Here is a 24,143-nt window from a genome sequence, read left to right as displayed (position 1 = left end):
CATTGGATGTCATGAACCTTTTGGGGCGCTCATACGACGCGCGCCCGGGCCACTTCTTTTCAGTAGCTTACGGCGCGCCGCCCCTGACGGGCGGCGGGCGGCGGTGCCTTCGCCCCGCGATCCTACGCATTTAAGTTGAGAGTGTTGCCGCGCTAGAAACTGCGGCTTCGGTCATCCGATAGCGGTCAAAATCAGACCGAATCCCGGCCCTTCGCCAGCCTGAGCTGCCGCTGACGCTCGCGAAACCTGTCGCGATCCGAATCGCTGTATTCCCCGATGCAGGCGGCGCAGCTCACGCCTTCTTCAAAGGCGTCCGCCGCGCGATCCTCGTCTGACACGGGCCGCCCGCAGGCGTGGCACTGCCCATAGCTGCCCTGCGCCAGCCCGTGCCCCACGCTGACGCGCCCGTCGAACACATAGCATTCGCCCTGCCAGGCGCTGTCCTGCTGCGGGACCTCCTCGAGGTACTTCAGGATCCCGCCCTTGAGGTGGAACACCTCCTCCACCCCCTGCCCGATCAGGTAGTTCGTCGACTTCTCGCAGCGGATGCCGCCGGTGCAGAACATCGCGATGCGCTTGCCCTCGAATTGCGCCTTGTTCTGTTGCCACCAGGCGGGGAACTCGCCAAAGCTCTTGGTCTGCGGGTCCACGGCGCCGTCGAAGGTGCCGATGGCGACCTCGTAATCGTTGCGCGTGTCGATCACCGCCACGTCCGGCGCCTTGATGAGCGCGTTCCAATCGGCGGGCTGCACGTAGCGCCCGACCGCGGCGCGCGGGTCCACATCCGGCTGCCCCATGGTGACGATCTCGCGCTTGAGCCGCACCTTCATCTTGCGGAAGGGCATCTGATCCGCGTGGCTTTCCTTGCACTCCAGATCGGCGCAGCCCGGCAGCGCGCGGATATGCGCCAGCGCCGCGTCCACGCCAGCGCGCGGCCCGGCGATGGTGCCGTTGATCCCCTCGCGCGCGATCAAGAGAGAGCCTTTCACCCCGCCCTGGTCGCAGGCCTCCCGCAGCCCGGGGCGCAGCCCGTCCGGGTCCTCAAATGGTGTGAAGTGATAGAGCGCGGCGACTACAAACATCGGTCCTCAAGTAGCGAAGCGGTAGGACATATGAAATGCCTTAATCCATCCGAGCGGCGGCGATGGCAAGCCCATCCACAATCGCGGTGAACGCGTCAGAGCGGTCAATCTCGGCATCTGGGAAGACGGCGCGCACCGCGTTCTCGACCCCCTGCATCAGGCTGGACCCACCCACCATCACCACGCGGGTGATGTCGCTCGGGGTCATTTTTGCGCTTGTTAGAGCCTGTTTTGCCGCCTCCGCGATCTCTGCCGCCGGATCCGCCAGCACGCGCATCACATCGCCCGCGTCCAGCGGGAACCGCGCGCCCTTGCGCAGGAACCCCACATCGATCCCCGACGCGTCCCCGCCATTCGCATCGATCTTTGCCGCCTCCACCGCGTGGGCGATATCATGGGCCAGCTCCATCTCCAGCACGGTCACCAGGCGCTCCCACGGGCCGGGATCCACCGCCAGCCGGGCCATGTGCTTTACATCGCGCAGGGTCTGCGGCGTGTATTGGAAGGGGATCTTCTCCCAGGTCGCCAGGTCACGAAACAGCGCGCGCGGCGCCTCGTTCTGGCCCGCGCCCATCTCGTTGCGGATCATCGAACCCAGCCCCAGCTGCGGCATCACCCGGTCGATGTTCAAGAGCCGGTCGAAATCCGTGCCGCCCAACCGGATGCCGTAATTCGCGATCACCTCTATGCCGTCGCCCTGGCCGCGGAACACCGAGTAATCCGAGGTGCCGCCGCCGATGTCCACCACCAGGCCATGGCCCTCGGCCACGCCCCCGCAGGCCAGCGCCGCGGCCTCCGGTTCGGGCAGGAACGCCACATCGGTGAACCCCGCGCGGTGATAGGCCTCCTCAAGGTCCACCGCGGCCTGGGCGTTGCGCGCCGCGTCCTTGCTGTGGAACCGAACCGGGCGGCCCGAGACGACCTTGGAGATTTTCGACCCTAACGCGGCCTCAGACTGCTCTTTCGCGCGCGTCAGAAACCGCGCCACCACGTCCAAGAGCGTCGTGCGCGCGCCGCCCAGGACCCGGCTCTCTCGCAGCAAGGGGTTGCCCAACACCGATTTCAGCGCCCGCAGGAACCGCCCCTCGCGCCCCTCAATCAGAGCTGCCACCGCCGCGCTGCCGAACAGCACCTCTTTGCTGTAGGGATCGAAGAACAGCGCGGTGGGCATGGTGGACGCACCGGGCTCTAGCGGCACAATCCGCCCATCGGGCAGCGCCGCAGCCGTGTTCGACGTGCCGAAGTCAATCGCAAGCCGTGCCATGGGACACCTGTCATTTGGAAGGAGGCGGCGTATATGGGATCGCCGCGCGCGGGTCAACAGGGGGTTGAGGCAGAATGCCTCGTTGAGAATGGCGGCCCGCGTGCCGATCTATGAAACAGGAGGTCGGTGATGGGAAAACGCATCTTTGGCGTCGTCGACGGGTGCCCGGAAACGCATGCCGCAGAGCCCGCCGGAACGCTCTACCAAGCGCTGCTTGGCACCGCATATGCTGACCTGCCCGCCGAGGTGCAGAAGCTGCATGGCGAGACCGGCACCCGTGTCTGGCAGGGTGAGGCCGAGGTCACCGGCGGCGCGACCATCCTGCACCGCCTCATCGCCCGCATCCTGGGCTTTCCCACCCGGTCCGGCACCACGCCGCTTGCCGTTCACTTCAACGCCAAGGGCCCGCGCGAGACCTGGACGCGCGACTTTGACGGCGAGGTTATGGTGACCCATCAAAGCCGCGGGACCGGGCGCGACGCGCATCTGTTGGTCGAGCGGTTTGGCAAGCTCACCGTGTCGCTCGCGCTTGTGGTGGAGGGCGACCGCCTGCGGCTGGCCCCTCGCCATTGGCGCCTTATGGGCCTGCCGATGCCACGGTTCCTGCTGCCCGGCGGCGAGAGCTACGAGACCGGACATGACGGGCGCTTTCGCTTCCATGTCGATGTGCGGCTGCCGCTTCTGGGGCGGCTGGTGCGTTACCGGGGCTGGCTGACCCGCGCCGCGGGCGATACACTCGGACCGTAAGCCAAGACGGAGCCCGACATGCGCGCAGCCAACCAAGCCCTGATCGTCATCGACCTGCAGAGTGATTTCTGCCCCGGCGGCGCTCTGGCCGTAGGCGAGGGCGACCAGATCGTGCCGGGCATCAACCACCTGATGCAGGAATTTCCCGCGGTGATCCTGACCCAGGATTGGCACCCCGCGGGGCACAGCTCTTTTGCCAGTTCGCACGGGGCAGAGCCGTTTTCGATGACCGAGATGCCCTATGGCCCGCAGGTGCTGTGGCCGGACCATTGCATCCAGGGCAGCGAGGGCGCCGCCTTTCACCCCGATCTGAACACCGACCGCGCCGACATGGTGATCCGCAAGGGCTACAACCCGGCCATCGACAGCTATTCGGCGTTTTTTGAGAATGATCACGCGACGCCGACGGGGCTAGAGGGCTACCTGCGCACCCGCGGGATCGACACGCTCACCATGGTTGGCCTGGCGACGGATTTCTGCGTGAACTACTCTGCCGTTGATGCCGCCAGGCTGGGCTTTACCGTGCTGGTGGACCCGAACCTTTGCCGGGCGATTGACATGCACGGCTCGCTGGCCGCCGCGCGCGATCTGATGACCGGCGCGGGCGTGACATTCGTTTAAATGGCGACGGGGTCAGGAATTCGCGACCCCGAGCGCTGTAGAATTCCGCGGTGATTTGCGGTAGCGGTTAGGGAATTGGACATTTGATTTCCCAGCCGAGGGCGCATCTTTCGTGGACCCACACGCGCAGCATCTCACCCAGATCGCCCATGGCGACAAGCAGGCGCTTGCCGCGCTTTACAAGGCGCTGGAGAAGCCGGTCTACCGATTCATCGTCTCAAGATTGAACGATCCCTTCGAGTCCTCCGACGTACTTCATGACGTGTTCATGGAAATCTGGCGATCCGCCGGACGTTTCGAAGGGAGATCGAAAGTGAAGACCTGGATATTTGGCATCGCCTATCGCAAGGTCATCGACCAGCACCGCAAGCGCGGTCGGGTCAGCGTGACCGATGACATACCAGAGCAGATTGATGACAGCCCGGACGCCGAGGCCTGCCTGACCGCGGGCCAAGAGGCCCAGCATGTGCGCCACTGCGTGGGCCAGCTCAAGGACGACCACAAGGCCGCGATCAGCATGGCCTTCTACGAGGACATGACCTATGGCGAGATCGCCGAGGCCGCGGGCGTGCCCGAGGGCACCATCAAGACCCGCGTGTTCCACGCCAAGAAGCTCTTGATGCGCTGCTTGCAGGGCCTCGTGCAGCGGGGGGCGATGGCATGACCCGCGACGATATCCAAGCCCTGCTGCCCTTCCTGGCCAACGATACGCTTACCGGCGACGAGCGCGCCGAGGTCGAGGCCGCCGTGGCCAAGGACGCCGAGCTGCAAGGCGAGCTGTCCGCGCTGAAGGCGATCCGCGAGACCATGCAGGCCGAAGAGATGTACTCCCCCGGCGAGATGGGCCTGGCCAAGCTGATGCGCGATGTCGAGGCCGAGGCCGAGGCGCCCGCCCCGCGTGCCTCCCAGCCCTTGCGCCGCCCCGTGCTGTGGCAGGTCGCCGCCGCGATCCTCTTGGCCGTGGTTCTGGGCCAGGCCGTCTTCCTGACCCAGGGCGGCGACCCAAATACCGGCGGGTTCGAGCTTGCCGGGACCGAGGCCGCCTTCGAGATCACCATTGCGCCCGACGCGCCCGAATCTGCGATCCGCGACCTCCTGCTTGAGGCCGGTGTCGAGATCGTCGCGGGCCCCTCCGCGCTGGGCGTGTACCAGCTCAACCCAATTGAGGGCGTGACCGAAGACGAAGCCCGTGGCATCCTGTCCGTATCTGATTTGATTGAAAGCCTATCTGAACCTGTTGAATAGGGGGCCCTAATGCACCCGAAGCGTTTTGTTGTAGCACTCGTCTGTATCTCTTTTGCTGTCCTGGCAGGGCCGGTCGCCGCCCAGCAATCCGGGGCCGCGCCACCAGCAGGACAGGGCGCGACCACGCCTCGCAACGACAACGACGGCGAACCAACGCGCCAACGGACCGACGCGGCCTTGGCGCTGGGCGGGCGCTTTGAGTTCATTACTTCGGGCCCTGTCGGACAGGCCAACGCCGCCGCCAATGCGCTAACCTCTGCGGGGGCGACACTGCTGCGGGCGCGGACATTCGGCACGCTTAACCGCAGCGTGCAGGTGTTCGACCTAAATGGCCTGCCCCTTGCCGGGGCGCGTCGGATCCTCGCGCAGGCGGCCGCGCAAACGCAGATCGACGTGCATAATTTTTACCGGTTCGCGCAAAGCAAACCGCGCATATTCGCGCCGCAACTGGTCGGACTGTCCGGCCAGGGCGGCTGCCGCGCCAATGGGCTGCGGATCGGAATGATCGACGGCCCGGTCGACCCTCGGCACCCCGCCTTGGCCGGTGCGGGCCTGACCGTGAAAAGCGTGCTGGGGCCGAGGGAAAAGGCCACGGACGCCAACCACGGCACGGGCGTGGCCGCGTTGATCGTTGGGGATGACCCCGGCGGCGCGCTGACCGGGTTCAGCCCCGGCGCACAGCTTTTTGCCGCCAGTGCCTTTGCCAAGGAGAGACGCGGCCCCGCGGCGGATGTCGAGCGCATAGCCGCCGCTCTGGACTGGTTGCTGTCTAACCGCGCGCGGCTCATAAACATGAGCTTTGCCGGGCCATCAAACACCGCGCTTGCGGACCTGATTGCCACATCGGCGCGGCGCGGCGCGATCATGGTCGCCGCCGTTGGCAACAACTCCAGCACCAAAGCCACCTACCCTGCGGCCTCGCCGAATGTCATTGCGGTGACAGCCGTGGACGCCGCCGCCAGGCGATATCGCAAGGCCAATCGCGGCGGCTATATCGAGTTCGCGGCACCCGGCGTCGACCTCTATGTCGCCAAGACGCGGGGCGGCAGCTACGCCTCGGGCACCTCATTCGCGGCACCGATCGTGACAGGCATCGCCGCCCATGCGGTGAAGCGCGGCGCGGGGTCCACCGCCGCTGTGCGCAGCGCCCTGCGGCGCGGGGTGACGGATCTGGGCAGCGCCGGGCGCGATGCGGAATACGGCTGGGGCCTGGTTCAGATACAGGGCTGCTAAAGCGCTCTGATTCAGGTCCTGCTAGAGGTTCTTTGCGATCCGCGTCGGCCTAGATTTTATCTCATTATTCTCAATATCTTGTGGATTTTCTCGCATTTTTTTCGCGCGCGTTTGAACCGGTTCGACGGGTCACACGACACATAGCTACGAAAACGAGGAAATGACCTAAAACCATACACCAAATGGAGATTTAATTGACCCGTATTACCCTTATCGCAGCCGCGCTGACCAGCCTGACCCTGACCGCCCCCGCCTCTTTCGCGGGCAATGCTGGTGCCTCGCTGCCCGACTGCTACAATCACGTGATCAACGCCTGTAACGGCACCAACCATCCAGAAGCGTGCTCGGAATCAGGTATGAACGCCTGCGACGAGTATCACAACGCCAACGCCGCGAATGGCGTGGGCGCCAAGCTCAAGCTGCTGTCCAATGGCAACGGCCGCTTTAAGGTCAAGATCGTGCCGCAGCGCGCCGCGCCGCCCGCGAAGGTCTTCAAGAAGACCGGCGAAACGCCCAGCGCTGTGATCGGCAAAATCTAAGGCCAACCTGCTGCCCAAGAAGGCCCTCCGCCCGGAGCGGGGGGCCTTTGCTGTTGGAATGCTTGCTGGACAAGGCGCCATGGGCTTGCTCTAACGGAACACCGTTAACCAAGGGCTTGTCATGGTCGATATCGCCACACGCGTCTGGAACCACAAATGGAAGATCGACCCCATTGTGCGGTCGTTGATCGACACGGATTTCTACAAGCTGCTGATGTGCCAATCGGTTTTCCGCAACAAGTCCGATGCGCAGGTCACCTTTAGCCTGATCAACCGCACCAAGGATGTGCGCCTGGCCGAGCTGATCGACGAGGGCGAGCTGCGCGAGCAGTTGGACCACATCCGATCGCTCAGCCTCAGCCGCGGCGAAAGCACCTGGCTGCGCGGCAACACCTTCTACGGCAAGCGGCAGATGTTCACATCCGAGTTCATGGAGTGGTTCGAGGCGCTGCGCCTGCCGCCCTACCACCTAGAGAAACGCGACGGGCAGTATGAGCTGACCTTCGAGGGTTCCTGGCCAGAGGTCATGCTGTGGGAGATCCCCGCTTTGGCCGTGCTGATGGAGCTGCGCGGGCGCGCCGTGCTGGGCGAGATGCGCAAGTTCGAGCTGCAGGTGCTTTACGCCCGCGCCATGACCAAGCTGTGGGAGAAGGTGGACCGTCTGCGGGACCTGGACGGGCTTTTGATTGCCGATTTTGGCACCCGGCGGCGGCACTCGTTCCTCTGGCAAGACTGGTGCGCGCAAGCAATGCTCGAAGGGCTGGGCAACAAGTTCATCGGCACCTCGAACTGCCTGATCGCCAAGAACCGGGACGTTGAGGCGATCGGCACCAACGCCCATGAATTGCCCATGGTTTACAGCGCATTAGCCGATGACGACACGAGCCTTGCGCAGGCGCCCTATCAGGTTCTGGAGGACTGGCAAAAGGAGCATGACGGCAACCTGCGCATCATCCTGCCCGACACCTATGGCACGCAAGGATTCCTGGACAACGCGCCGGACTGGCTGGCCGGTTGGACCGGCATCCGCATCGACAGCGGCGATCCGGCGACGGGCGCTGAGATTGCGATCAAGTGGTGGCTGGACCGGGGCGAGGACCCGCGCGAGAAGCTGGTGATCTTCTCGGACGGGCTGGACGTGGACAAGATCGCCGAGCTGCATGGGCAGTTTTTTGGGCGGGTTCGGGTCTCTTTCGGCTGGGGCACGCTGCTGACAAACGACTTCCGCGGGCTGACGCCCGGGGACGCGCTGGCCCCGTTTAGCCTGGTCTGCAAGGCGGTGGCCGCCGATGGGCGGCCCACGGTGAAGCTCAGCGACAACCCCCGCAAGGCGATGGGACCCGACGACCAGATCGCGCGCTACAAGCAGGTGTTTGGGGTGGGGGAGCAGGTGGAAGAGGACGTCTTCGTCTAGAGCGTTAACAAGATCTTTCACTGCCGCGCCCACCAACCCCGCGAATCAGTAGGTTAACCCCATAAAACCAAGGCAAAAGCGCTGTCGGCAAAACGTCGGCAAAGCGTCGGCAAAACGTCGGCGCGCATGTCGGCCATTGGCATGGTTAACAGAGCGCGCGGTGAGGGGGGCGGGACAAGTCCCGCCCTACAGATACCGCCGCGCCAGTCCCAGTGCCCGATCCACATAGCGGCGGTGGCGCGGGTCCTCCGGCCCGGCCCGCGCGATCAGCCAGCCCGCCGAGGACAGCCCGCGCATGGCGGTGAACTTTGGGATATCCGCCACCAAGGGCGCCGCGTCGCAACCGCGCTCGCCAGCGTAGCCCTCGGCGATGCTCGACACCAGATCCGCGAAATCCGCATGCTGCCAGAATTGCACCAAGGCCACGCCCAGATCATAGAGCCGGTAGCCCGTGCCGCTGTCATCGAAATCGATCAGCCACATGTCCCGATCCGTGCAAAGCACGTTCTCGGCAATCGCGTCGGCATGGATCAGCCCCTCGTCCAACCCGGCCTGCCCCGAGAGGTAATCGCGCGCGGTATCGCGCGCCGCAACAAGAGCCTGCGCTTCCGCGTCGCGCAGCGCCGGGTTCTCCCAATAGCGCCCCCAGAGCGGGTCGGGGCCGGTCAGGCCGTCCCGGTTCCAGGCGTGCCGGTTTAGGGTCAATCCCGAGGCGTCGGTCAGCGTGTGAAGGCGGGCGAGCAACGCGCCAAGCCGGCGAAGCTCTGGCGCAAGCGGCGTGCCGGCATCGAAGCGATCCGCCAGGGGTTCCGCGTCGACCCAGGTCACGGCGGTGACCAGCCCGTCGGGCGTCTCGACCACCAGATCACCGGAAAGCGTCGGCACGGGCCTAGGACAGGGGAAGCCCTGTTGCGCCAGGGCCTCTGTCCATTTCAGCTCGTCCTCAATGGCCTGGCCGGTCTGATACTCGACCCTATGCAGGCGCAAAGCGGCCCGTTCACCGGATGGCAGGGCCATCTCGTAGACCCGGTTCTCGCGCTCCGTCACCATCCGGGTGACGGTCCCGCCCCAGGGCGCGGCCATGCCCGCCGGGGTGGTCATGCCAGATGCGGGAAGTAGTCTTCGCAGCCCCCCTCGCGATAGACATCCGCCGTGCAGCAATGCAGCCCGCCGCCAAAGGCGTAGGCGTCGCGCAGCTCGACCTCGACAACCTCCATCCCCAGCTTATCCATCTGCTCGGCCTGGTAGACCTCGGACTTCTCGACGCAGACGGTTTTCGGATCTAACACAAGCACATTCATGCTGAGCCACACCGACGAATAGCAGAGCGGCGGCGGCGCGTTATGCGCAGGCTGCGCGGCGTCGACGATCTCCCAGCCGTTCCTTTCAAACATATCCCGCTGGCCCTCGGGCAGGCGCCGCTGCGGGTTGTTCAGGATCAGCCCGGGGCGCAGCGGCGTGAAGGTCGCGTCGATATGGATCGGGTAGGGGTCGCCTGGGAAGTTCACCGTATGCACGCGGTGGTCGGGGAAATGCCGCCGGAGCCACTCGATCCCCTTCAGGTTCGTGGTGAAGCCGTGCTGCACCACCAGGTCGCGCCCGAACCGCAGCACGTCGGCGGCGTCGAAGAGCGGCTCTTCCTCGGTGGTCACAAAGAACTTCTCGGCCGCCCATTGCAGGCGCTTCTCGACGCCGATCTTCTCGGACAGGTAATCCGGATGGTAATCCGCATCGGTCAAACGCGGTTTCGGGGCGGATTCGTGTCTGAATTTGGGGTCTTCGTCCCAGTATTGCTGCATCAGCGGGCGGTAGTTGAGATACTCAAACCAGCGGCAGCGATAGGACATCGTCGCCTCTAGGATCTCGGCGCCCACGGTCAGCAGCACGTCGCGCGGCGGCATGCAGCCGAACTGGCTGTCGGTGTGGAAATCCGGCGTGGTGGCGGGCAGCGCGTGGTCGATGGGCGTGGGCCGGTCGACGCGGACGCCGCGGGCCTGGAGCTGGGCGGCGAAACTGTCGAGCAGCTCATTGGCGCGGTCGATGGTCTCTTGCGGGCGGCGCCCCCACTGGCCGCGCATGTCGCTGTCCTCGGGCACCTTGGCGTCCAGGGCGGGCTCTTCGGGCGGGATGTGGCAGTCATCCGCGCGGCCCACGATCACGTGGCGCAGCGGGTCCCACTCGTTCCAGGAATTGACTTGGGTTTTCTCAGGTGACCAGGCCATCGGTCTCTCCATTCCTTGCTTGGGGATTGGCAGGTCCTCCAATCTCCCGATCGAAAGTCCCGGCGTGCAGGAAGGGTGATACGATCTGGGCGGTCCCGGACCGGCGACGCCATCGCCGGAGATCCGCTTGCCGGTTAGCATGGTTGCGGGCGCCAAGGAAGCCGGATTCTATTCCGCCGCAACGGGCTCCTGCCGGGGCAGCTCGCGCGGCAGCATCGCCACCGCGCAGAAGATCACCGCCGCCGCGCCCGCGAGGATCAAGAACAGCGTGTCGAAGCCCCAGCGCGCGTGCACGAAGGCGATCAGCGGCAGCGCCGCCGCCAGCACCGTGAAGGCCACCACATAGCGCACCCCGTAGATCCGCGCGCGGGCCGAGCCGCTGGCCAGCTTGCCGATCAGGAAGTCGTTGATCGGGATCTGCCCGAACGCGCCCAGCATAAAGCCCAGCGCCGCGGCCAGCGCCAGCCCGTCCGTCAGCCCCGGCGAGAGCGCAAAGAACACGATCTGCAACGCCGCGACCACCATGAACACCCGGCGGGGGCCGAACCTGTCCAGCGAGGCGCCCACCACTAGCTGCGCCAGCGAGGCCACCGCGAAGGTCACGAAGGCCAGCGCGCCGATCACCGTGGCCACGTCCCCCTGCGCGGTCATCTCTGCGATGCGCGACGCGAGGCCGGACAGGCGTTCCTCGAACATCTTGGGCAGGGCGAAGGTCGTGGACTGAAAGTTGATAGAGGCCACCGCCGTGGTCAGGAACACTATGCCCGAGACGCGCATCAGCACGCGGCGGTAGTCGGGGCTCATCGGTTCGGGCGGGGTCGGCGCCTTAGAAGCGCGGTGCTCCTCCCAGATCCCATCCCAGCGCAGCCAAGCATAGGCGACACCCACCAGAATCGACACTAAACCGGGCCAAACGAAGGCCATGCGCCAGCCGCCATTGTCGATCAAATAGCCCGTCAGCAGCGCCGCCGAGGCCACGCCCAGGTTCCCCCACACCCCATTCGCGGCGATGCGCATGCCTGTGTTGCGCCACTTCATCGTGACAATCGCCAGCCCGACGGGGTGGTAGATCGCCGCAAAGACGCCCACGACAAAGAGCCCGATCCCGATCTGCACCGGGGTCTGCGCAAAGCTCGTCGCAATCGAGGCCAGCCCGATTCCGACAAAGAACACCACCATCATGCCGTCGCGGCTCCATTTATCCGCCAGCCACCCGGCGGGCAGCGCGAAGGCCCCAAAGGCGAAGAAGCCCGGCGCGGCATAGGCGAGCAGCTCGGAATAGCTGACGCCCCATTCGCGCACCAAGGCCAACGCCGCGACCGTCGCGAAGATCAATGTGAACAGATGGTCCAGGAAATGGCCAAGGTTCAGCAGCAGGAAATAGGCTCTATCCTTGCCCAAGTTAGTCTCCTTGCTAGTCGCCATGCAGCCGGTCGATGATGCGATGGATCATATCAATGTCGGCGAAAATCGCGTGAACATCATCCTCCATATCAGCCACCGGCGTGTTCAGTGACCCCATCTGAAGGAAGGAGTCGATCGACTGCTTGAGCGTCATGTAGAAGTTGTCGCCATAAAAGCCCGCGATCATACTCTGGATGCCACGGCGATCCGTTTCCTGCGTGCCGATGGTCAGCAGGCTGTCCAGGAAGGCGGACGGCATCATGCGATGCGCGGCGTCGGGGTCGTTGGAATAGACCTCGAATGCGGCCTCGAACTCGGGATGATCGAAGCTGACGTTGGGCATGCCGCGCCCGCTCTTGCCCGAGAAGATCTCGGCCAGCTTATTTTCCATCTTCCCAAGTTCACGGGTGATCAGGATCGGCTCGGGCGCCGCGACCGGCACAGAGATCCAGAACAGTAGGCCTCTAAAAACCGTGGTGGTGGTTCTCTCTCTGTTGTCTGGACTCGACCTTTTCCGTTTTTGCAGATGCGCCTTGACCAATACAAATCTTGTGTCGCGGTAGCTGCCTTCTAGCCGGTCTTTGAAGTTTGCGATGTTGAAGCTGCTAAGCATCCCCAGACGATCCATATTGTCCGTATCGATGCCATCGCCACCTGATCTGTCATAGCTGAGATTGCCGACATGGCGACAAATGGCCGGCATGATCACCTCGGACACGTTGTCGGACCAGTTGGCGGACTGGCGTCTCCAGATGGTAAGCGACCCGAAGGCGCTGAACCCAACCACAGCAAGAACAATCGGCAAAATCAACTCATGATCCCCAAACATCACGACCATAATTATGACCGCCGCGACGGCGACGCCGATGAGGATGCGGATCCACCTCTTTGCCAAGGCCAGACGGCCTTGGCGCTGCTGCTCTAGCGCGACGAGCCTGGGGCGAACCTCGTCTTGAAAGATCGGGGCAAAGCCCTGTTCAATGCGATTGCGTTCGATGAAATCCATGGCACCCTCCAATATTTACGAGCGTACCGCATCGGGTCAGTCGCTGTCTACGACGCGCCCGCGCAGGGATTTCACCTCGCCGCGGACCTTCTTGGCCTTGATCCTGCGGTTCTTAGAGCCGAGCGTTGGGCGGGTCTTGATGCGCTTTTTGGGCTGGATGAGGGCCTTTTTTATCAGCTCGGCCAGGCGTTCGCGGGCGATATCGCGGTTGCGCGCCTGGCTGCGGGTCTCGTCGACCTGCAGGATCAGCGCGCCATCCTGCGTCCAGCGCCGCCCGGCCAGCCGCTTGAGCCGCGCCTTGACCGGGCCGGGCAGATTGGGCGAACGCGCCGCCTCGAACCGCAGCTCGACCGCGCTAGAGACCTTGTTGACGTTCTGCCCGCCGGGGCCAGAGGCGCGGATAAACTGCTCGGACAGCTCCCAATCCTCGATCGTGATGTCATCGTTTATGCGCATGATCTCGGTCTACTATAGAAAAGGGCCGCCCGGATGTCAGGCGGCCCTCCCAAGGCATATAGAGAAAGTTCGGTTAGAACATTCGTTCAAGCGTGGGTCCCAGCCCTTGGGGCTGCCCTCAGGTGGTGAGCCCTCCGATTGTCCCGACAACTTTCTCCAACATCGCTTTAGACACTGGGTCACCTCCTTTCGCTTGTTTCAGACAAGCTCAGGTTGGCACAGATTTTGTGTTTGTCAAAACTTTTTACACAACCCGTGCGGTGAGACGCCCAATGATGAGGCGGAATGGCACCAAGGCGATCAAAGCGATGGCAACTTTCACGCACCAATCCACGCCCGCGGTGCCGATCCAGCGGGTCAATTCCGCGCCGAAGGGGGTGGCCACGACCTCGTTAAAGAACTCGGTATTGTGGTCACTGCCCAGCACGCCCGCCGCCGTGGCCGAGAAGGCGATGAAGAAAAAGAGCGCCGTATCAAGCGTCGAGCCCACCAGCGTCGACGCCAAAGGCGCGCGCCACCAGGTCCCGCCGCGCAGGCGGTCAAAGATCGCCACATCGACGAGCTGCGCCACCAGAAACGCCGTTGCCGAGCCCAGCGCGATCCGCAGCGTCACCGCAGGCGCCGAGAAGTCCGGCGCAAGCTCCACCATCACCTGCGTGCCGATCAGCGAGCAGACGATGCCCACCACGAAACCCACAAAGACCACCCGCCGCGCGGCGGAAGCCCCGTAGACGCGGTTCATGATGTCGGTCACCAAAAAGGCGAAGGGATAGGTGAACGCGCCCCAGGTGAGCCAGTCGCCCACGAAGAATTGCACAAGAATGTTGGAGGCGACGACAATGATCGCCATGGCGATCACGCCAGGTAGAAGCTTGGTCATTTGTTGATCCGTTTTGACAAGGTCGCGGAGACTTGGCCCCGCGCGCGTCGCGGGACGGGGGCATGTAACGCCATGCGCGTTGGATCGCAAGGGCATCGCGGCGGCAAAACGCCATGCGGGCCTGAAAGGCGTAAATGCCTTAAGATAAACGCGTTAAGCTAATTTTGGGTAAATCCCCCGTCCACCCTCCCCTATCCTCCGGCGATTCGCGCTAATTTCGCGTTAACGCAGGCGGGCAGGTATAGGGGCGCGTCGGAACATGGCGTGTCGGAGCCTTTTAGGGATCAAGATGCGGTAAACATGGCCGATTCTGGTAAACGATCCATGAACGCCGCTCATGTATCGGCGCTACTCCAACCGATACTCGACGAACTCTGTCCGCTGCAGGAACCGGTAATTGTCATCCGAGATCATCGTCACCCGCAGCGCCCCTTGCGCGTCGCGCCACACCGCGATGCCCTCCAGATTGTCATGCCTTCCGCTTGGCGTGCTCAGCAGAACGCGCTCGTCCAATATCCGTTTGCCCTGCACCGCAAAGCTGCGCACCCGCGACATGAACCCAAGCAGCCCGGTAAAGTGCCGCTCCAGCAGATAGAGCCGCCCATCGGGGCCGAAATCCGCGCCCACCGGCAGAAACTGCCCGCGGCGCGGGATCGTAAAGGGGATCGTCCAGGCCCCGTTCTTGTAGCGATAGACCGGGAAGGGGCGCTCTAACTTCCCGGAGCGTTCGGGCAGCGTGTAAAGCGCGTTGTCGGGGCCAATCGCCAGCGCCTCGAGCGACGAGTTGTTCTGGAGCGCATTAAAGCTGTGGTGCCGGGGCAGCCAGGCGGCCTCTGACCCCGGATCGCGGTAGGTCCAGACCCGGTGCACCGCCTCAAAGGACACATAGAGCCTGCCATCCGCGCGCAGCGCCAGCCCCTCGCCATCCACCTCGTAGCGATCCAGCGCGCTGCCGTCGTCGTCCTTTAGGGGGCGCAGATTGGCCTGCTCGACCGCTGCAATTCGCCCCGCCTCCCGCCGCAATGTGCCGGTCGAGATGTACCCCTTGTCGGACACCGCCATGAAGCTGGTGCCGGTCTCGTCCACTTCCAGCCCGGAGAAGCCGCCAAAGCCCTCGGCGCCGCTGGTCCAGGTGAAGCTACCGACATGGACCAGCTCTGCACGCGCCAGCTGGGCCGCGCCCAACAGGCCGCACAGGATCAGCGCGAGGACAGTACGCTGACGCATTGCTGAGGCAGATCGGACATGACGTATTCGCGGCGCGGCCTGGGCGGCGGAGCGTTCGGGTCTGGCGGCGGTGGGTTCAGGATGTCCTGCACCCATCTTTCCGCATCCGCGCAGCCGTCGCCCGGCGGCATCGGCGCCTGGTCCACGCAGCCCGCCGCGCCGCTGGGGCAGCTAAGCCGCACATGGAAATGGTAGTGATGCCCCCACCAGGGCCGGATCTTGCGCAGCCAGTCGCGGTTGCCGCGCGCGTCCCTGCACATCTGCACCTTGGCGCCCGGGAACACGAATATCCGCGCCACCGCGGGATCGCTGGCGGCGGCCTTGAGGATCTCGTGATGCGCGCGGGTCCAATTGTCATTGGTGTAGGCGCCGCGCGCGCGGCGCGTCGAGATCGACGAGATATTCTCGCGATCCGGGCGGGTTAGGGTCAAATTCAGCGCGGGCTTCATCCAGATGTCGACATCCATCCCGATCTGGTGGCTGCGATGCCCGGTCAGCATTGGCCCGCCGCGCGGCTGGCTGATATCGCCGATGTAAAGCCCGTTCCAGCCGGGCTGCGCCGCCGCCTTGGCCGAGAGGCGCTTGATATAGGCGATGGTGTCCGGGTGCCCCCAATTGCGGTTGCGCGACAGGCGCATGGCCTGCCAGGTCGGGCCGGTCTCGGGCAGCTCCACGCCCCCCGCCAAGCATCCCTTGGCGTAGCCGCCATAGGGCGCGGCGGGCTGTGCCGAGCCCGTCCCCTTGGCGCCAAACAGCGCCTTGGCCAGCACGGTGTTGTCGATGCCCGCGGCCTGCAGCACCTCTGGCGAGGCGGCCCTGGGCGGCGCCTTTGGGGCCACCGCCTTGGTGGGCGCGCCCCGATCACCGCCGCAGGCGACCAGCACGCATGCCAAACCTAGTACTAGCCCGAATGCCCTGACCATCGCCGGTTCCCGCTTCCCTCTGGGTCAACCCAGCGTAACAGAACCAGCGCAATAATGAAGAGCACAACCACCGGCGCCAACCCGAGCCGCGCGTTCTGCGTGATCGTGGTGAAGGCGGCGATCAGCGCAGGCGCCAGGAACGCCGTGGCCTTGCCGGAGAACGCGTAGAGCCCGAAGGCCTCCGTTGGCCGCTCTGGGTCCGCGTGGCGGGCCATCATGGTGCGCGAGGCGCCCTGGATCGAGCCGCCCGCGCCGCCGATCGCCGCGCCAAGGATGAACATCATCGCGTCCGGCAGCCCGGACCCCTCGGCCAATGCGATGCCAAAGAAGCTCTCGCGCGTCATGTTCAGGATCACGATGCAGACCACGATCAGGATCCACGCGTTCACCACGATCACCGGTTTCGGGCCAAAGCGGCGGTCCATCTTGCCGCCGAGCCAGCTGAACAGCGCCGCGCTGACCGCGCCGACGATGCCGAAGATGCCGATCAGAGTGATCTCCCATTGCAGGACGAACCCCGCGTAGAAGCCGCCAAAGCCGTAGATCGCGTTCAGCGCGTCGCGGTAGAACATCGAAGAGCCGAGATAAGCGAAAAGGCTGGGCTTCTTGGTCACCCCCGCGATGGAGCGCCCAAGCTGGCGCAGCGCGTCGCCCACGCTGCCGGTGATGTTGGGCCGCACCGGGTCGCGCACCCACAAGAAGAACGGGATCATGAAGATCACGAACCAGACCATCGTGATGGGCCCCACCGCGCGCGTGCCCTCGCGCGCCGCCGCGTCCAGCCCCAGGACCGGGTCCAGCCCGATCAGCGTCTTGCCGTTGCCCTGCTCGGCGAACAGCACCAGCACCAGCAAAAGCGCCAAGACCCCGCCCGCATAGCCCAGCGCAAACCCGTTGCCGGAATGCTCGCCGATATCCTCCCACTTGCTCAGGGTCGGCAGCATGGAGTTGATGAAGACCAGCATATACTCGGCCGAGACCATCGCGATCCCGAACGCGATCAGCGTCAGCATCATCGCCGAGCCGTCCGGCACCATGTGCCACAGCGTGTAGGTGCCGGCGATGTAGACCAGCGAGAACAGCACCATCCAGGGGATGCGGCGGTCGCGGGTGTCGGCGATGGCGCCCAGGACGGGCGCGGTGAAGGCGATGAAGAGCCCGGTGATGGTCAGCATCGTCGCCCAGCTTGACTGCGCGCGGGCCTCGGCGGCCTGCTGCTCTAGCCCCTGGCCGGCGAAATGCTCTGCCATGACAAGCCCGAAATACGGACCGAATATGAATGTGAGCAGGACGGTGTAGAAGGGCTGTGTCGCCCAGTCGAACATCATCCAGCCCCAGATGCGCTTGCGCGCACTGATGGTTGCCATCTTCTCATCCCCCATTTGGGATCATTATGACAGTGAAGCGCTTGAGCGCGCAATGATAACTTGCCCAAGCGGGGACTGACGCCGCGGAAGATCACAAGATGTTAATCAGATGCTTACTCTTGCGGCGCAGTAAGCCATTAGAAAGCGCACAGAGTTGCACGACACCTTGCCACCGCTGGCGCGGGTGCCTAACTACGTCCCAAGCTAACCGGAGCATGCTTTGATGGGCATCATACTCGAAATTCTCGCGCTTCTTCTGAACGTGGCCTTCTTCATCATGATCGTGCACATCATCATGAGCTGGCTGATCAATTTCAACGTGCTGAATGTGCGCCAGCCCCTGGTCTACCAGATCTGGTCGGGGCTGAATCGCCTGCTAGAGCCGGTCTACGAGCCGGTGCGGCGCGTGCTGCCGGACACCCGGCCGCTGGACCTGGCGCCGCTGGTGGTGTTCATCGGCATCATCATCGCGCGGGATATCATCATCCCACGGCTGTATTTCGCGCTTTAGGGCGTCGATCCCGCAGAAATTCATCGAATATTAGCGATTCGCCCCGGATCATGGATCCGGGTGGGAGCCGCGGCTCGAAACCGAGGTTTCCCACCCAAATTTAGGGTTTCGCTCCCGGGTTAAGAAATCGTTTAATTTCTTTCCCCAGCGCGGGTGTGTCGCAGCGCAAAGCGCGGAAAGCGCCCTCCACCAAGCGACCCCTAGCCGCCCTCGACAAGCGACTTGAGGTTGCCCAGGCCCGTTTCGTAATCCGCGCCGACCCAGCGGTCCATCATCATGCCCATGTAGCGCGCCATGGGATTGTAGCCCGTGTCGGTGACGAAGCCCCAGGTGATCTCGGTGCCCTCCCCGGCGGCGGCGAGGGTGAACGACGCCTTGGCGGTGCCCATCGGCCCGAAATCAAGCGCGGTCTCGACCTTTTCGTTCTCGACGCTCAGCGTGATCTCTTGGGTGCCATTGCCCACCTGCGGGTCCTCGCTGGCCCAGGTCATCTTGTTGCCGACGCCGGCCTCTGGCCCGGCATAGTCCAGCTTGACCTCTGGGTCGCGCTGCATCCAGGGCGACCAGGCCTCGGTCTTCTGCAGCGAGTTCACGTGCGGGAACACGGCCTCCGGCGCCGCGTCAATGGTGACGGACCTGGCCACGGCGACCTCGCGCGGCAGCAAGAACGACCCCAGGGCGAGGACCGCCACCAGCAGGACGATTCCAGTCAAAAGACGTAGCAAAATGCGCATGATTGATACTCCAAATGACGTTACATTTGGGGATCATAACATGCGCAGCCGAGTCGCACATCTTATACGGGCACGAAGCTACCGGTCTTCGGGTCAAGCTGCTCCAGCGCGCCCTCGGCGATGTTGTTCCACAGCCCGTGCAGCGTCAGCAGGTCCGACTCCACCGACTCTTTCACGAACGGGAAGGTCATGAGGTTGTCGATCGAGGTCTTCACGGCCTCGTATTCCAGCGCCCGCACGCGCTCGGCCTCGTCCTCGATGTCCTTCACGCGCTCGTAGCCGGGGCGCAGCACGTCCATCCAGCGTCCGACAAAGCTGGTGGGCTCCTCCAGCGCGGGCGCGTGGCCCGAGCACATGTCGTGACAGCCCTTGACGCCGCCGCAGCTTGAATGCCCCACCACCACGATATGCGCGACCTTAAGCGCGGTCACCGCGTATTCGACCGCCGCCGAGGTGCCGTGGCGGCCGCCATCCGGCTCGTAGGGCGGGACCAGGTTGGCGATGTTGCGGTGGATGAAGAACTCGCCCGAATCGGCGCCGAAGATCGCCGTGACATGCACGCGGCTGTCACAACAAGAGATTATCATCGCGCGGGGGTGCTGGCCCTCGTTCGACAGATGCCGGTACCAGGCCTTGTTGTTGTCATAGGTCGTGGCTTTCCATCCGCGATAGCGCTGGACCAGGTAGTTGGGCAGGGGTTTTACGACGGACATGGCGGATCCTCTCTAGCGTTCGCTGCCATCTAGCGAGCAATTTCGGGAAATTCGAGGTATTTTCGCCATCCGGATCAACGAATTCTTCGCCTTGCCTATGCAGTATGCACGTCTATCGAGGGAAACTAGGGGTGAGGTTCCTATGCGTGTCAGCCAGATCCGGCCGCAAGAGGCCGTGACACTGAACACTGATGTTCTGGACGAGATGTGCGTCCAACTTGGGCACGGCAAAGCCGAGGTCGCCATCTGCGCGGCGATGGAAGATCTTGCCGTGCTGCTGCAATACTCGGGGACCCTGCTGAAGGCGGGCGACCTAGAGACGCTGCAGGTCACATCGCAGCAAGTCAACGGGCTCGCCGAGCGCACCGGCATGGTGCGCCTGGCGCGCGTCGCCAAGGACGTGACGATGCTGTCCGAGCGGGGCGATGTTCCGGCTCTTGCCGCCACCACCGCGCGCATGCGCCGCGTGGGCGAGCAATCCCTGATCGCCATGTGGGACCGCGAGGATTTGACGATCTGACGCGCGTGGCCACTTGCGGGCAGCGCCCAGGCAGCTAGGTTTGGGCAGACATAGTTTAAGGACGCCCGATGAGCCTAAAATTCAGCCAAGAAGACGCGGCATCACGGCCGCTTTTTGTCGTTTCCAGCGAAGAATTCGCTGATTGGAGCGCCAGCCAGCCAGCCGCCGTGCAGACCTGGCTTACCGAGACTGGGTTCAACGGCGGCTTTGGGCAGGTCGCAACCCTGCCCGGCGCCGATGGTGTTGTCAGCGCCGCCGTGGCTGGGGTCGGCGGCGCGCAGGACCGGGCGCGCCACCGCTTCGCACTGGCCCAGGCGCAGGCCCGCCTGCCCAAGGGCGACTACCATATCGAGGGCGGCATGGCCGGCCTCGACCCCGCCGAGCAGGCGCTCGGCTGGCTCTTGGCGCAGTACCGCTTTGAGCGATACAAACCCGCCCGCGATTCGGGCGCACGCCTGAAGGCGCCCAAAGGCGTCAACGCGGCCCGAACAGAGACGATCGCGGCGGGCGAGGCCCTGACCCGCGACCTGATCAACACGCCGGCCGCTGACATGGGGCCGGGCGACCTAGAGGACGCCGCGCGCGCCCTGGCCAAGAGCCACGGCGCCAAGATGTCGGTAATCCGGGGCGAGGACCTGCTGGCGCAGAACTTCCCCATGATCCACGCCGTCGGGCGCGCCGCCGCGCGGGAGCCGCGCCTGATCGACATCACCTGGGGCGGCAGCGGCCCCGCGCTGACGCTGGTCGGCAAGGGCGTGTGCTTTGACACCGGCGGGCTGAACCTCAAACCGGGCGCCTCGATGGGGCTGATGAAAAAGGACATGGGCGGCGCCGCGGCTGTGCTGGGTCTTGCGCATATGATCATGGCGCTTGCGTTGCCGCTGCGGCTGCGGGTGCTGATCCCCGCGGTCGAGAACGCGGTCAGCGGCGGGGCGTTCCGCCCCGGTGACGTGCTGGCCTCGCGCAAGGGCCTGAGCGTCGAGATCAACAACACCGACGCCGAGGGTCGGCTGGTGCTGGCCGACGCCCTGGCGCTGGCGGACGAGACGCCGCCGGATCTGATGATCTCGATGGCCACGCTGACGGGCGCGGCGCGGGTGGCTGTGGGGCCGGATCTGGCGCCGTTTTACGCCTCGGAACCCGGGCTGGCCGATGCTATACGCGCGGGCGGCCGCGCCGCCGCCGATCCGGTCTGGGAGATGCCCTTTCACGCGCCCTATGAGCCCATGATCGAGCCCGCCATCGCCGATCTCGACAACGCCCCCAAGGGCGGCTTTGCCGGGTCGATCACCGCGGCGCTGTTTCTAAAGCGTTTCGTCTCTGACTCGGCGCAATACGCCCATTTCGACATCTACGGCTGGCAGCCCAAACCCGCCCCCGCGCGCCCGCTGGGGGGCGTTGGCCAGGGCGCACGCGCGGTGCTCGAGGCGCTGCCGCAGCTTCTGGACCTCTAGGTGGACCCGCGCACCACACCGGCCAATGGCCGCGTCGCGGCCAGCCACCTGCGCGGCCTGGTAGAGGCCGAGCACTTCACCGACGGCGTGCCGCGCCAAGTGGCCGTGCCGGTGGTTGATCTGCTGCGCGCACCCGGCGGGCCCCGCGACCGGCAGCTTGTGCAGGGCGACGCCGTCACCGTGTATGACGAGCTGGAGGGCATGCGCTTTGTGCAGGCCGCCAAAGACGGCTATGTTGGCTATCTCCCGGCCGAGGCGCTTGCCGGCCCGGCCCAGGCGACCCATTGGGTCGGAGCACTCGCGGGCCATGCCTACACAGAGCCCGACATTAAGGCCCCGCAGGCGCATCCGCTTTACTTTGGCGCCCAGCTGCAAACCGTCAGCCACATGCCAAAATTCTACGAGACCGCGCAGGGCACCTACGTGCCCAAGCCACATCTGCGCCCGCTGGAGCGCCGCTTTTCCGACCCGGTGACCGTGGCGCAGCTTTTCTTCGGCGCGCCGTATCTTTGGGGCGGCAACACCGTGGCGGGGATAGATTGCTCTGGTCTGGTGCAGGCAGCGTGCCTGGGGTGCGGCATAGACTGCCCCGGCGACAGCGATCTGCAAGAGAACGCCTTCCCGGAGGCCGGAGGCGACCTGGCCCGCGGGGATGCGCTGTTCTGGAAGGGGCATGTGGCGATTGCGGTGGACGAACAGACCCTAATCCATGCCAATGCGCACCATATGGCCGTGGCCTATGAGCCCGCCGAGCAGGCCATCCACCGCATCGAGGCACAAGGCGACGGGCCGGTGACGTCGCGGCGCAGATTGGTTGCGCCATAGAGCGCGCGCTCGATCCTACGTATGAACTCATTGGCTTGGCGGAACCAAATCTCTTGTAAGAGATTTGCCACTTTCCTTTCAAGGAAAGTGCGCCGCGCGCGGTGCAGATCAAAGCGCATTAGGGCGTTGTGGTCGGTGTCGACCCGAAACTCTTGGAAGAGTTTCGCAAATCTCTTGCAAGAGATTTGCCTGCGTACCCCAGCAATGTCTCATTGCAATATATTGAACCGCCGCGCGATCTCGGCCTCCTGTGCGGCGCGCAGATAGCGCGGGTCATGTTGCATAAGAATCTCCCGCGCCTTCGCCTTGGCACGGTCGCGCGCGTCCAATGCCCCGGCCTCCTCCCAGGTGCGCGGCGCCTCCCGGTCGGCCAGGGCGGGGTAGTAATAGTCCCGCTCCATCGCGGCCATCGTGTCCGGCCCGCCCAGGAAATGCCCCTCGCCCAGCACCGCGTCGCGGATCGCGCCAAAATCCAACGCCTCCATCTCGATCCCGCGCAGCACGCGGTAGAGATGCCCGATCATGTCGTTGTCCAGCACGAAGGCCTCAAAGCTGGCGCCCATCAGCGCCGCCATCATGCCCGCGCTCTCATAGATCATGTTGCCGCCCGCCAGCCCCGCGGCCAGCGCCGTCACGCCTTTTTCCATACCGAACTGCGCGTCCGGCACCTTGGCGTCGGTCATCGACGCCGCCACGCCCGAGGGCAGGCCCAACCAGTTGCTGAGCTGCGCCGAGGCAGCATTCATCAAAGCGGTCTCGGCCCCGCCGCCCACGAAGGCCCCGGTGCGCAGGTCGATCACGAAGGGCCAGTTGCCAAAGATCATCGGGTGGCCCGGCCCCATGCACTGGATCATCACCAGGCCCGCCAGGGTCTCGGCCAGGGAATGCGCCAGAAAGTTCGCCAAGGGCGCGGGGCCCGTCGCCCCCGCCTGCGCCGCGATCAGGCAGGCGATGGGCACGCCATGCGCGACACAGGCAAAGGCCACCTCCACCGCGTCCTCGCCGTACCTAAGCGGTGAGATGATCGGCGAGACATGCGCCGTCACAAAGGGCCGCGCCGCGTAGGACCCCTTGCCGCCGCCCGCGATGTCGAACATCTCCACGATGGGCGCCACGTAGTCGCCCATTGTGAACGACATCGCCACGGGTTTCGTCGTGTTGCGCAGCAGGGCGTTGGCGGTGTTCACCTCCAGCTCGAAGTTATCCGCCACATCCGTAGCGATGCAGCAGCGGGTGAACCAGGCGATGTTCTCCAGCTTGTCCTGCAGGCGCGTGAAGTCATGCAGGTCGCGCAGCGTCGAGGGCCTGTACTGCCCGGTCTCCAAGTCCAGCACCTGCACCGCTGCGCCTCCCGTGCCGTAATGCACCGCGTCGCCGCCGATAGTGACCGAGCGCGCGGCGTCTCTGCCATGCAGGGTCACCTTGCGCGAAGTTAGGGCGATACAGTCTCGAACTAGGGCCTCTGGCAGCAGGATCCGGTCGCCCTGCGACCGCGCCCCCTTCGAGATGAGAAGATCGGCCAGCCTATCCGGCACCTCGCCCATGCCCAGCTCTGCCAAGAGCCGCAGGGCCATGTCCAGAACCGCCTGGCAGTCGGCCTCGGACAAAGGCCGGTACTGGCCGCCGATCGGTCCGGGCGGCGCGGGATTGATCACCGGCGGTGCCGCCCGCTGCGCGACCCGCGCCGCGCGCCCGCCGCCCCGCTTTGAAGTTGCTCGTGCCATAGGCCCAGCAACCAGATCGTGGGGCGCGCCGC

25 protein-coding genes are annotated in these 24,143 nt (G+C 64.9%); 11 read left to right on the top strand and 14 right to left on the bottom strand.

The features are described 5' to 3' along the window. Positions 1-191 precede the first annotated feature (191 nt). Positions 192-1,082, bottom strand: coding sequence for an oxygen-dependent tRNA uridine(34) hydroxylase TrhO (gene trhO / locus AIOL_RS19700; protein WP_049644549.1), 891 nt, complete (start codon positions 1,080-1,082; stop codon positions 192-194). Positions 1,083-1,122: 40 nt separating this feature from the next. Next, the gene (locus AIOL_RS19695; protein WP_049644548.1) at positions 1,123-2,346 is read right to left on the bottom strand and encodes an Hsp70 family protein; all 1,224 of its coding nucleotides are present in this window, start codon (positions 2,344-2,346) and stop codon (positions 1,123-1,125) included. A gap of 129 nt (positions 2,347-2,475) precedes the next feature. Here AIOL_RS19695 and AIOL_RS19690 point away from each other — a divergent pair, with 129 nt between their 5' ends. The 7 genes from AIOL_RS19690 to pncB all read left to right on the top strand — a co-directional run bounded on the left by AIOL_RS19690 (position 2,476) and on the right by pncB (position 8,145). After that, complete coding sequence (locus AIOL_RS19690) at positions 2,476-3,093, top strand: DUF4166 domain-containing protein (RefSeq protein ID WP_049644547.1); 618 nt, start codon at positions 2,476-2,478, stop codon at positions 3,091-3,093. Between the two features lie 18 nt (positions 3,094-3,111). Beyond that, positions 3,112-3,714: a bifunctional nicotinamidase/pyrazinamidase gene (pncA, locus tag AIOL_RS19685; protein WP_049644546.1), complete on the top strand. Its 603-nt coding sequence runs from the start codon at positions 3,112-3,114 to the stop codon at positions 3,712-3,714. Between the two features lie 112 nt (positions 3,715-3,826). After that, the gene (locus AIOL_RS19680) at positions 3,827-4,378 is read left to right on the top strand and encodes an RNA polymerase sigma factor (protein ID WP_049644545.1); all 552 of its coding nucleotides are present in this window, start codon (positions 3,827-3,829) and stop codon (positions 4,376-4,378) included. Further along, positions 4,375-4,959 (top strand): hypothetical protein, encoded by a 585-nt coding sequence (locus AIOL_RS19675; protein WP_049644544.1) that lies wholly within the window; start codon positions 4,375-4,377, stop codon positions 4,957-4,959. Before AIOL_RS19680 ends, AIOL_RS19675 begins: the two co-directional genes overlap by 4 nt. 9 nt (positions 4,960-4,968) lie before the next feature. Further along, positions 4,969-6,192, top strand: coding sequence for a S8 family serine peptidase (locus AIOL_RS19670; protein WP_049644543.1), 1,224 nt, complete (start codon positions 4,969-4,971; stop codon positions 6,190-6,192). Positions 6,193-6,386: 194 nt separating this feature from the next. After that, a complete protein-coding gene (locus tag AIOL_RS19665) occupies positions 6,387-6,731 on the top strand; it encodes a hypothetical protein (protein ID WP_049644542.1) in 345 nt (114 codons plus the stop codon). 121 nt (positions 6,732-6,852) lie between these two features. Then, positions 6,853-8,145 carry a nicotinate phosphoribosyltransferase gene (gene pncB / locus AIOL_RS19660; RefSeq protein ID WP_049644541.1) on the top strand — a complete coding sequence of 431 codons (1,293 nt, stop codon included), beginning with the start codon at positions 6,853-6,855 and terminating at the stop codon, positions 8,143-8,145. A 186-nt stretch (positions 8,146-8,331) separates the two neighbouring features. Here the strand turns inward: pncB and AIOL_RS19655 are convergent, their stop codons facing one another. From AIOL_RS19655 to AIOL_RS19615, 9 genes are all read right to left on the bottom strand, one after another. Continuing rightward, positions 8,332-9,246: a phosphotransferase enzyme family protein gene (locus AIOL_RS19655; RefSeq protein WP_049644540.1), complete on the bottom strand. Its 915-nt coding sequence runs from the start codon at positions 9,244-9,246 to the stop codon at positions 8,332-8,334. Continuing rightward, complete coding sequence (locus AIOL_RS19650; protein ID WP_049644539.1) at positions 9,243-10,367, bottom strand: serine/threonine protein kinase; 1,125 nt, start codon at positions 10,365-10,367, stop codon at positions 9,243-9,245. Before AIOL_RS19650 ends, AIOL_RS19655 begins: the two co-directional genes overlap by 4 nt. Positions 10,368-10,535: 168 nt before the next feature. Continuing rightward, positions 10,536-11,768: an MFS transporter gene (locus tag AIOL_RS19645; RefSeq protein WP_049645563.1), complete on the bottom strand. Its 1,233-nt coding sequence runs from the start codon at positions 11,766-11,768 to the stop codon at positions 10,536-10,538. A 13-nt stretch (positions 11,769-11,781) separates the two neighbouring features. Further along, a complete protein-coding gene (locus AIOL_RS19640) occupies positions 11,782-12,777 on the bottom strand; it encodes a DUF3137 domain-containing protein (protein ID WP_049644538.1) in 996 nt (331 codons plus the stop codon). A gap of 36 nt (positions 12,778-12,813) precedes the next feature. Next, entirely contained in the window at positions 12,814-13,233 is a 420-nt protein-coding gene (gene arfB, locus AIOL_RS19635; RefSeq protein ID WP_082152697.1) for an alternative ribosome rescue aminoacyl-tRNA hydrolase ArfB, read from the bottom strand. 244 nt (positions 13,234-13,477) lie between these two features. After that, on the bottom strand, positions 13,478-14,113 hold the full coding sequence (locus AIOL_RS19630) for a queuosine precursor transporter (protein ID WP_049644536.1): 636 nt from the start codon (positions 14,111-14,113) through the stop codon (positions 13,478-13,480). Positions 14,114-14,461: 348 nt separating this feature from the next. Then, positions 14,462-15,340, bottom strand: a complete 879-nt coding sequence (locus AIOL_RS19625; RefSeq protein ID WP_049644535.1) for an esterase-like activity of phytase family protein — start codon at positions 15,338-15,340, stop codon at positions 14,462-14,464. Further along, positions 15,313-16,263: a penicillin-insensitive murein endopeptidase gene (gene mepA / locus AIOL_RS19620; protein ID WP_049644534.1), complete on the bottom strand. Its 951-nt coding sequence runs from the start codon at positions 16,261-16,263 to the stop codon at positions 15,313-15,315. Before mepA ends, AIOL_RS19625 begins: the two co-directional genes overlap by 28 nt. Further along, on the bottom strand, positions 16,242-17,630 hold the full coding sequence (locus tag AIOL_RS19615; protein WP_049645562.1) for an MFS transporter: 1,389 nt from the start codon (positions 17,628-17,630) through the stop codon (positions 16,242-16,244). Before AIOL_RS19615 ends, mepA begins: the two co-directional genes overlap by 22 nt. Before the next feature lie 223 nt (positions 17,631-17,853). Between AIOL_RS19615 and AIOL_RS19610 the strand changes: the two genes are divergently transcribed. Further along, the gene (locus AIOL_RS19610; protein ID WP_049644533.1) at positions 17,854-18,141 is read left to right on the top strand and encodes a YggT family protein; all 288 of its coding nucleotides are present in this window, start codon (positions 17,854-17,856) and stop codon (positions 18,139-18,141) included. 200 nt (positions 18,142-18,341) lie between these two features. On the opposite strand, the gene AIOL_RS19605 is transcribed toward AIOL_RS19610, so the two are convergent. After that, positions 18,342-18,875, bottom strand: a complete 534-nt coding sequence (locus tag AIOL_RS19605; RefSeq protein ID WP_049644532.1) for an SRPBCC family protein — start codon at positions 18,873-18,875, stop codon at positions 18,342-18,344. 62 nt (positions 18,876-18,937) lie between these two features. Further along, positions 18,938-19,588, bottom strand: a complete 651-nt coding sequence (locus AIOL_RS19600) for a carbonic anhydrase (RefSeq protein WP_049644531.1) — start codon at positions 19,586-19,588, stop codon at positions 18,938-18,940. Between the two features lie 142 nt (positions 19,589-19,730). On the opposite strand from AIOL_RS19600, the gene AIOL_RS19595 reads away from it, so the two are divergent. From AIOL_RS19595 to AIOL_RS19585, 3 genes are all read left to right on the top strand, one after another. After that, positions 19,731-20,108 (top strand): hypothetical protein, encoded by a 378-nt coding sequence (locus AIOL_RS19595; protein WP_049644530.1) that lies wholly within the window; start codon positions 19,731-19,733, stop codon positions 20,106-20,108. A gap of 68 nt (positions 20,109-20,176) precedes the next feature. Beyond that, positions 20,177-21,562, top strand: a complete 1,386-nt coding sequence (locus tag AIOL_RS19590) for a leucyl aminopeptidase family protein (protein WP_049644529.1) — start codon at positions 20,177-20,179, stop codon at positions 21,560-21,562. Next, positions 21,563-22,387 (top strand): C40 family peptidase, encoded by an 825-nt coding sequence (locus AIOL_RS19585; protein ID WP_049644528.1) that lies wholly within the window; start codon positions 21,563-21,565, stop codon positions 22,385-22,387. A gap of 209 nt (positions 22,388-22,596) precedes the next feature. On the opposite strand, the gene AIOL_RS19580 is transcribed toward AIOL_RS19585, so the two are convergent. Next, positions 22,597-24,111, bottom strand: coding sequence for a trimethylamine methyltransferase family protein (locus tag AIOL_RS19580; protein ID WP_049644527.1), 1,515 nt, complete (start codon positions 24,109-24,111; stop codon positions 22,597-22,599). Positions 24,112-24,143: the final 32 nt, after the last annotated feature.

It is taken from the genome of Candidatus Rhodobacter oscarellae (genome assembly GCF_001078595.1).
GTDB classification, from domain to species: domain Bacteria; phylum Pseudomonadota; class Alphaproteobacteria; order Rhodobacterales; family Rhodobacteraceae; genus Rhodobacter_B; species Rhodobacter_B oscarellae.
This window is presented reverse-complemented; position numbering and strand designations above follow the sequence as displayed.

Excerpts from the sequence above, each read along its gene's own strand:
- AIOL_RS19610 (WP_049644533.1), top strand. The coding sequence starts at position 17,854 with ATGGGCATCATACTCGAAATTCTCGCGCTTCTTCTGAACGTGGCCTTC.
- mepA (WP_049644534.1), bottom strand. The coding sequence starts at position 16,263 with ATGGTCAGGGCATTCGGGCTAGTACTAGGTTTGGCATGCGTGCTGGTC.
- AIOL_RS19655 (WP_049644540.1), bottom strand. The coding sequence starts at position 9,246 with ATGACCACCCCGGCGGGCATGGCCGCGCCCTGGGGCGGGACCGTCACC.
- pncB (WP_049644541.1), top strand. The coding sequence starts at position 6,853 with ATGGTCGATATCGCCACACGCGTCTGGAACCACAAATGGAAGATCGAC.
- AIOL_RS19605 (WP_049644532.1), bottom strand. The coding sequence starts at position 18,875 with ATGCGCATTTTGCTACGTCTTTTGACTGGAATCGTCCTGCTGGTGGCG.
- AIOL_RS19650 (WP_049644539.1), bottom strand. The coding sequence starts at position 10,367 with ATGGCCTGGTCACCTGAGAAAACCCAAGTCAATTCCTGGAACGAGTGG.
- AIOL_RS19640 (WP_049644538.1), bottom strand. The coding sequence starts at position 12,777 with ATGGATTTCATCGAACGCAATCGCATTGAACAGGGCTTTGCCCCGATC.
- AIOL_RS19590 (WP_049644529.1), top strand. The coding sequence starts at position 20,177 with ATGAGCCTAAAATTCAGCCAAGAAGACGCGGCATCACGGCCGCTTTTT.
- AIOL_RS19630 (WP_049644536.1), bottom strand. The coding sequence starts at position 14,113 with ATGACCAAGCTTCTACCTGGCGTGATCGCCATGGCGATCATTGTCGTC.
- AIOL_RS19580 (WP_049644527.1), bottom strand. The coding sequence starts at position 24,111 with ATGGCACGAGCAACTTCAAAGCGGGGCGGCGGGCGCGCGGCGCGGGTC.
- AIOL_RS19695 (WP_049644548.1), bottom strand. The coding sequence starts at position 2,346 with ATGGCACGGCTTGCGATTGACTTCGGCACGTCGAACACGGCTGCGGCG.
- AIOL_RS19625 (WP_049644535.1), bottom strand. The coding sequence starts at position 15,340 with ATGCGTCAGCGTACTGTCCTCGCGCTGATCCTGTGCGGCCTGTTGGGC.
- AIOL_RS19615 (WP_049645562.1), bottom strand. The coding sequence starts at position 17,630 with ATGGCAACCATCAGTGCGCGCAAGCGCATCTGGGGCTGGATGATGTTC.
- pncA (WP_049644546.1), top strand. The coding sequence starts at position 3,112 with ATGCGCGCAGCCAACCAAGCCCTGATCGTCATCGACCTGCAGAGTGAT.
- AIOL_RS19675 (WP_049644544.1), top strand. The coding sequence starts at position 4,375 with ATGACCCGCGACGATATCCAAGCCCTGCTGCCCTTCCTGGCCAACGAT.
- AIOL_RS19690 (WP_049644547.1), top strand. The coding sequence starts at position 2,476 with ATGGGAAAACGCATCTTTGGCGTCGTCGACGGGTGCCCGGAAACGCAT.
- arfB (WP_082152697.1), bottom strand. The coding sequence starts at position 13,233 with ATGCGCATAAACGATGACATCACGATCGAGGATTGGGAGCTGTCCGAG.
- AIOL_RS19600 (WP_049644531.1), bottom strand. The coding sequence starts at position 19,588 with ATGTCCGTCGTAAAACCCCTGCCCAACTACCTGGTCCAGCGCTATCGC.
- trhO (WP_049644549.1), bottom strand. The coding sequence starts at position 1,082 with ATGTTTGTAGTCGCCGCGCTCTATCACTTCACACCATTTGAGGACCCG.
- AIOL_RS19670 (WP_049644543.1), top strand. The coding sequence starts at position 4,969 with ATGCACCCGAAGCGTTTTGTTGTAGCACTCGTCTGTATCTCTTTTGCT.
- AIOL_RS19595 (WP_049644530.1), top strand. The coding sequence starts at position 19,731 with ATGCGTGTCAGCCAGATCCGGCCGCAAGAGGCCGTGACACTGAACACT.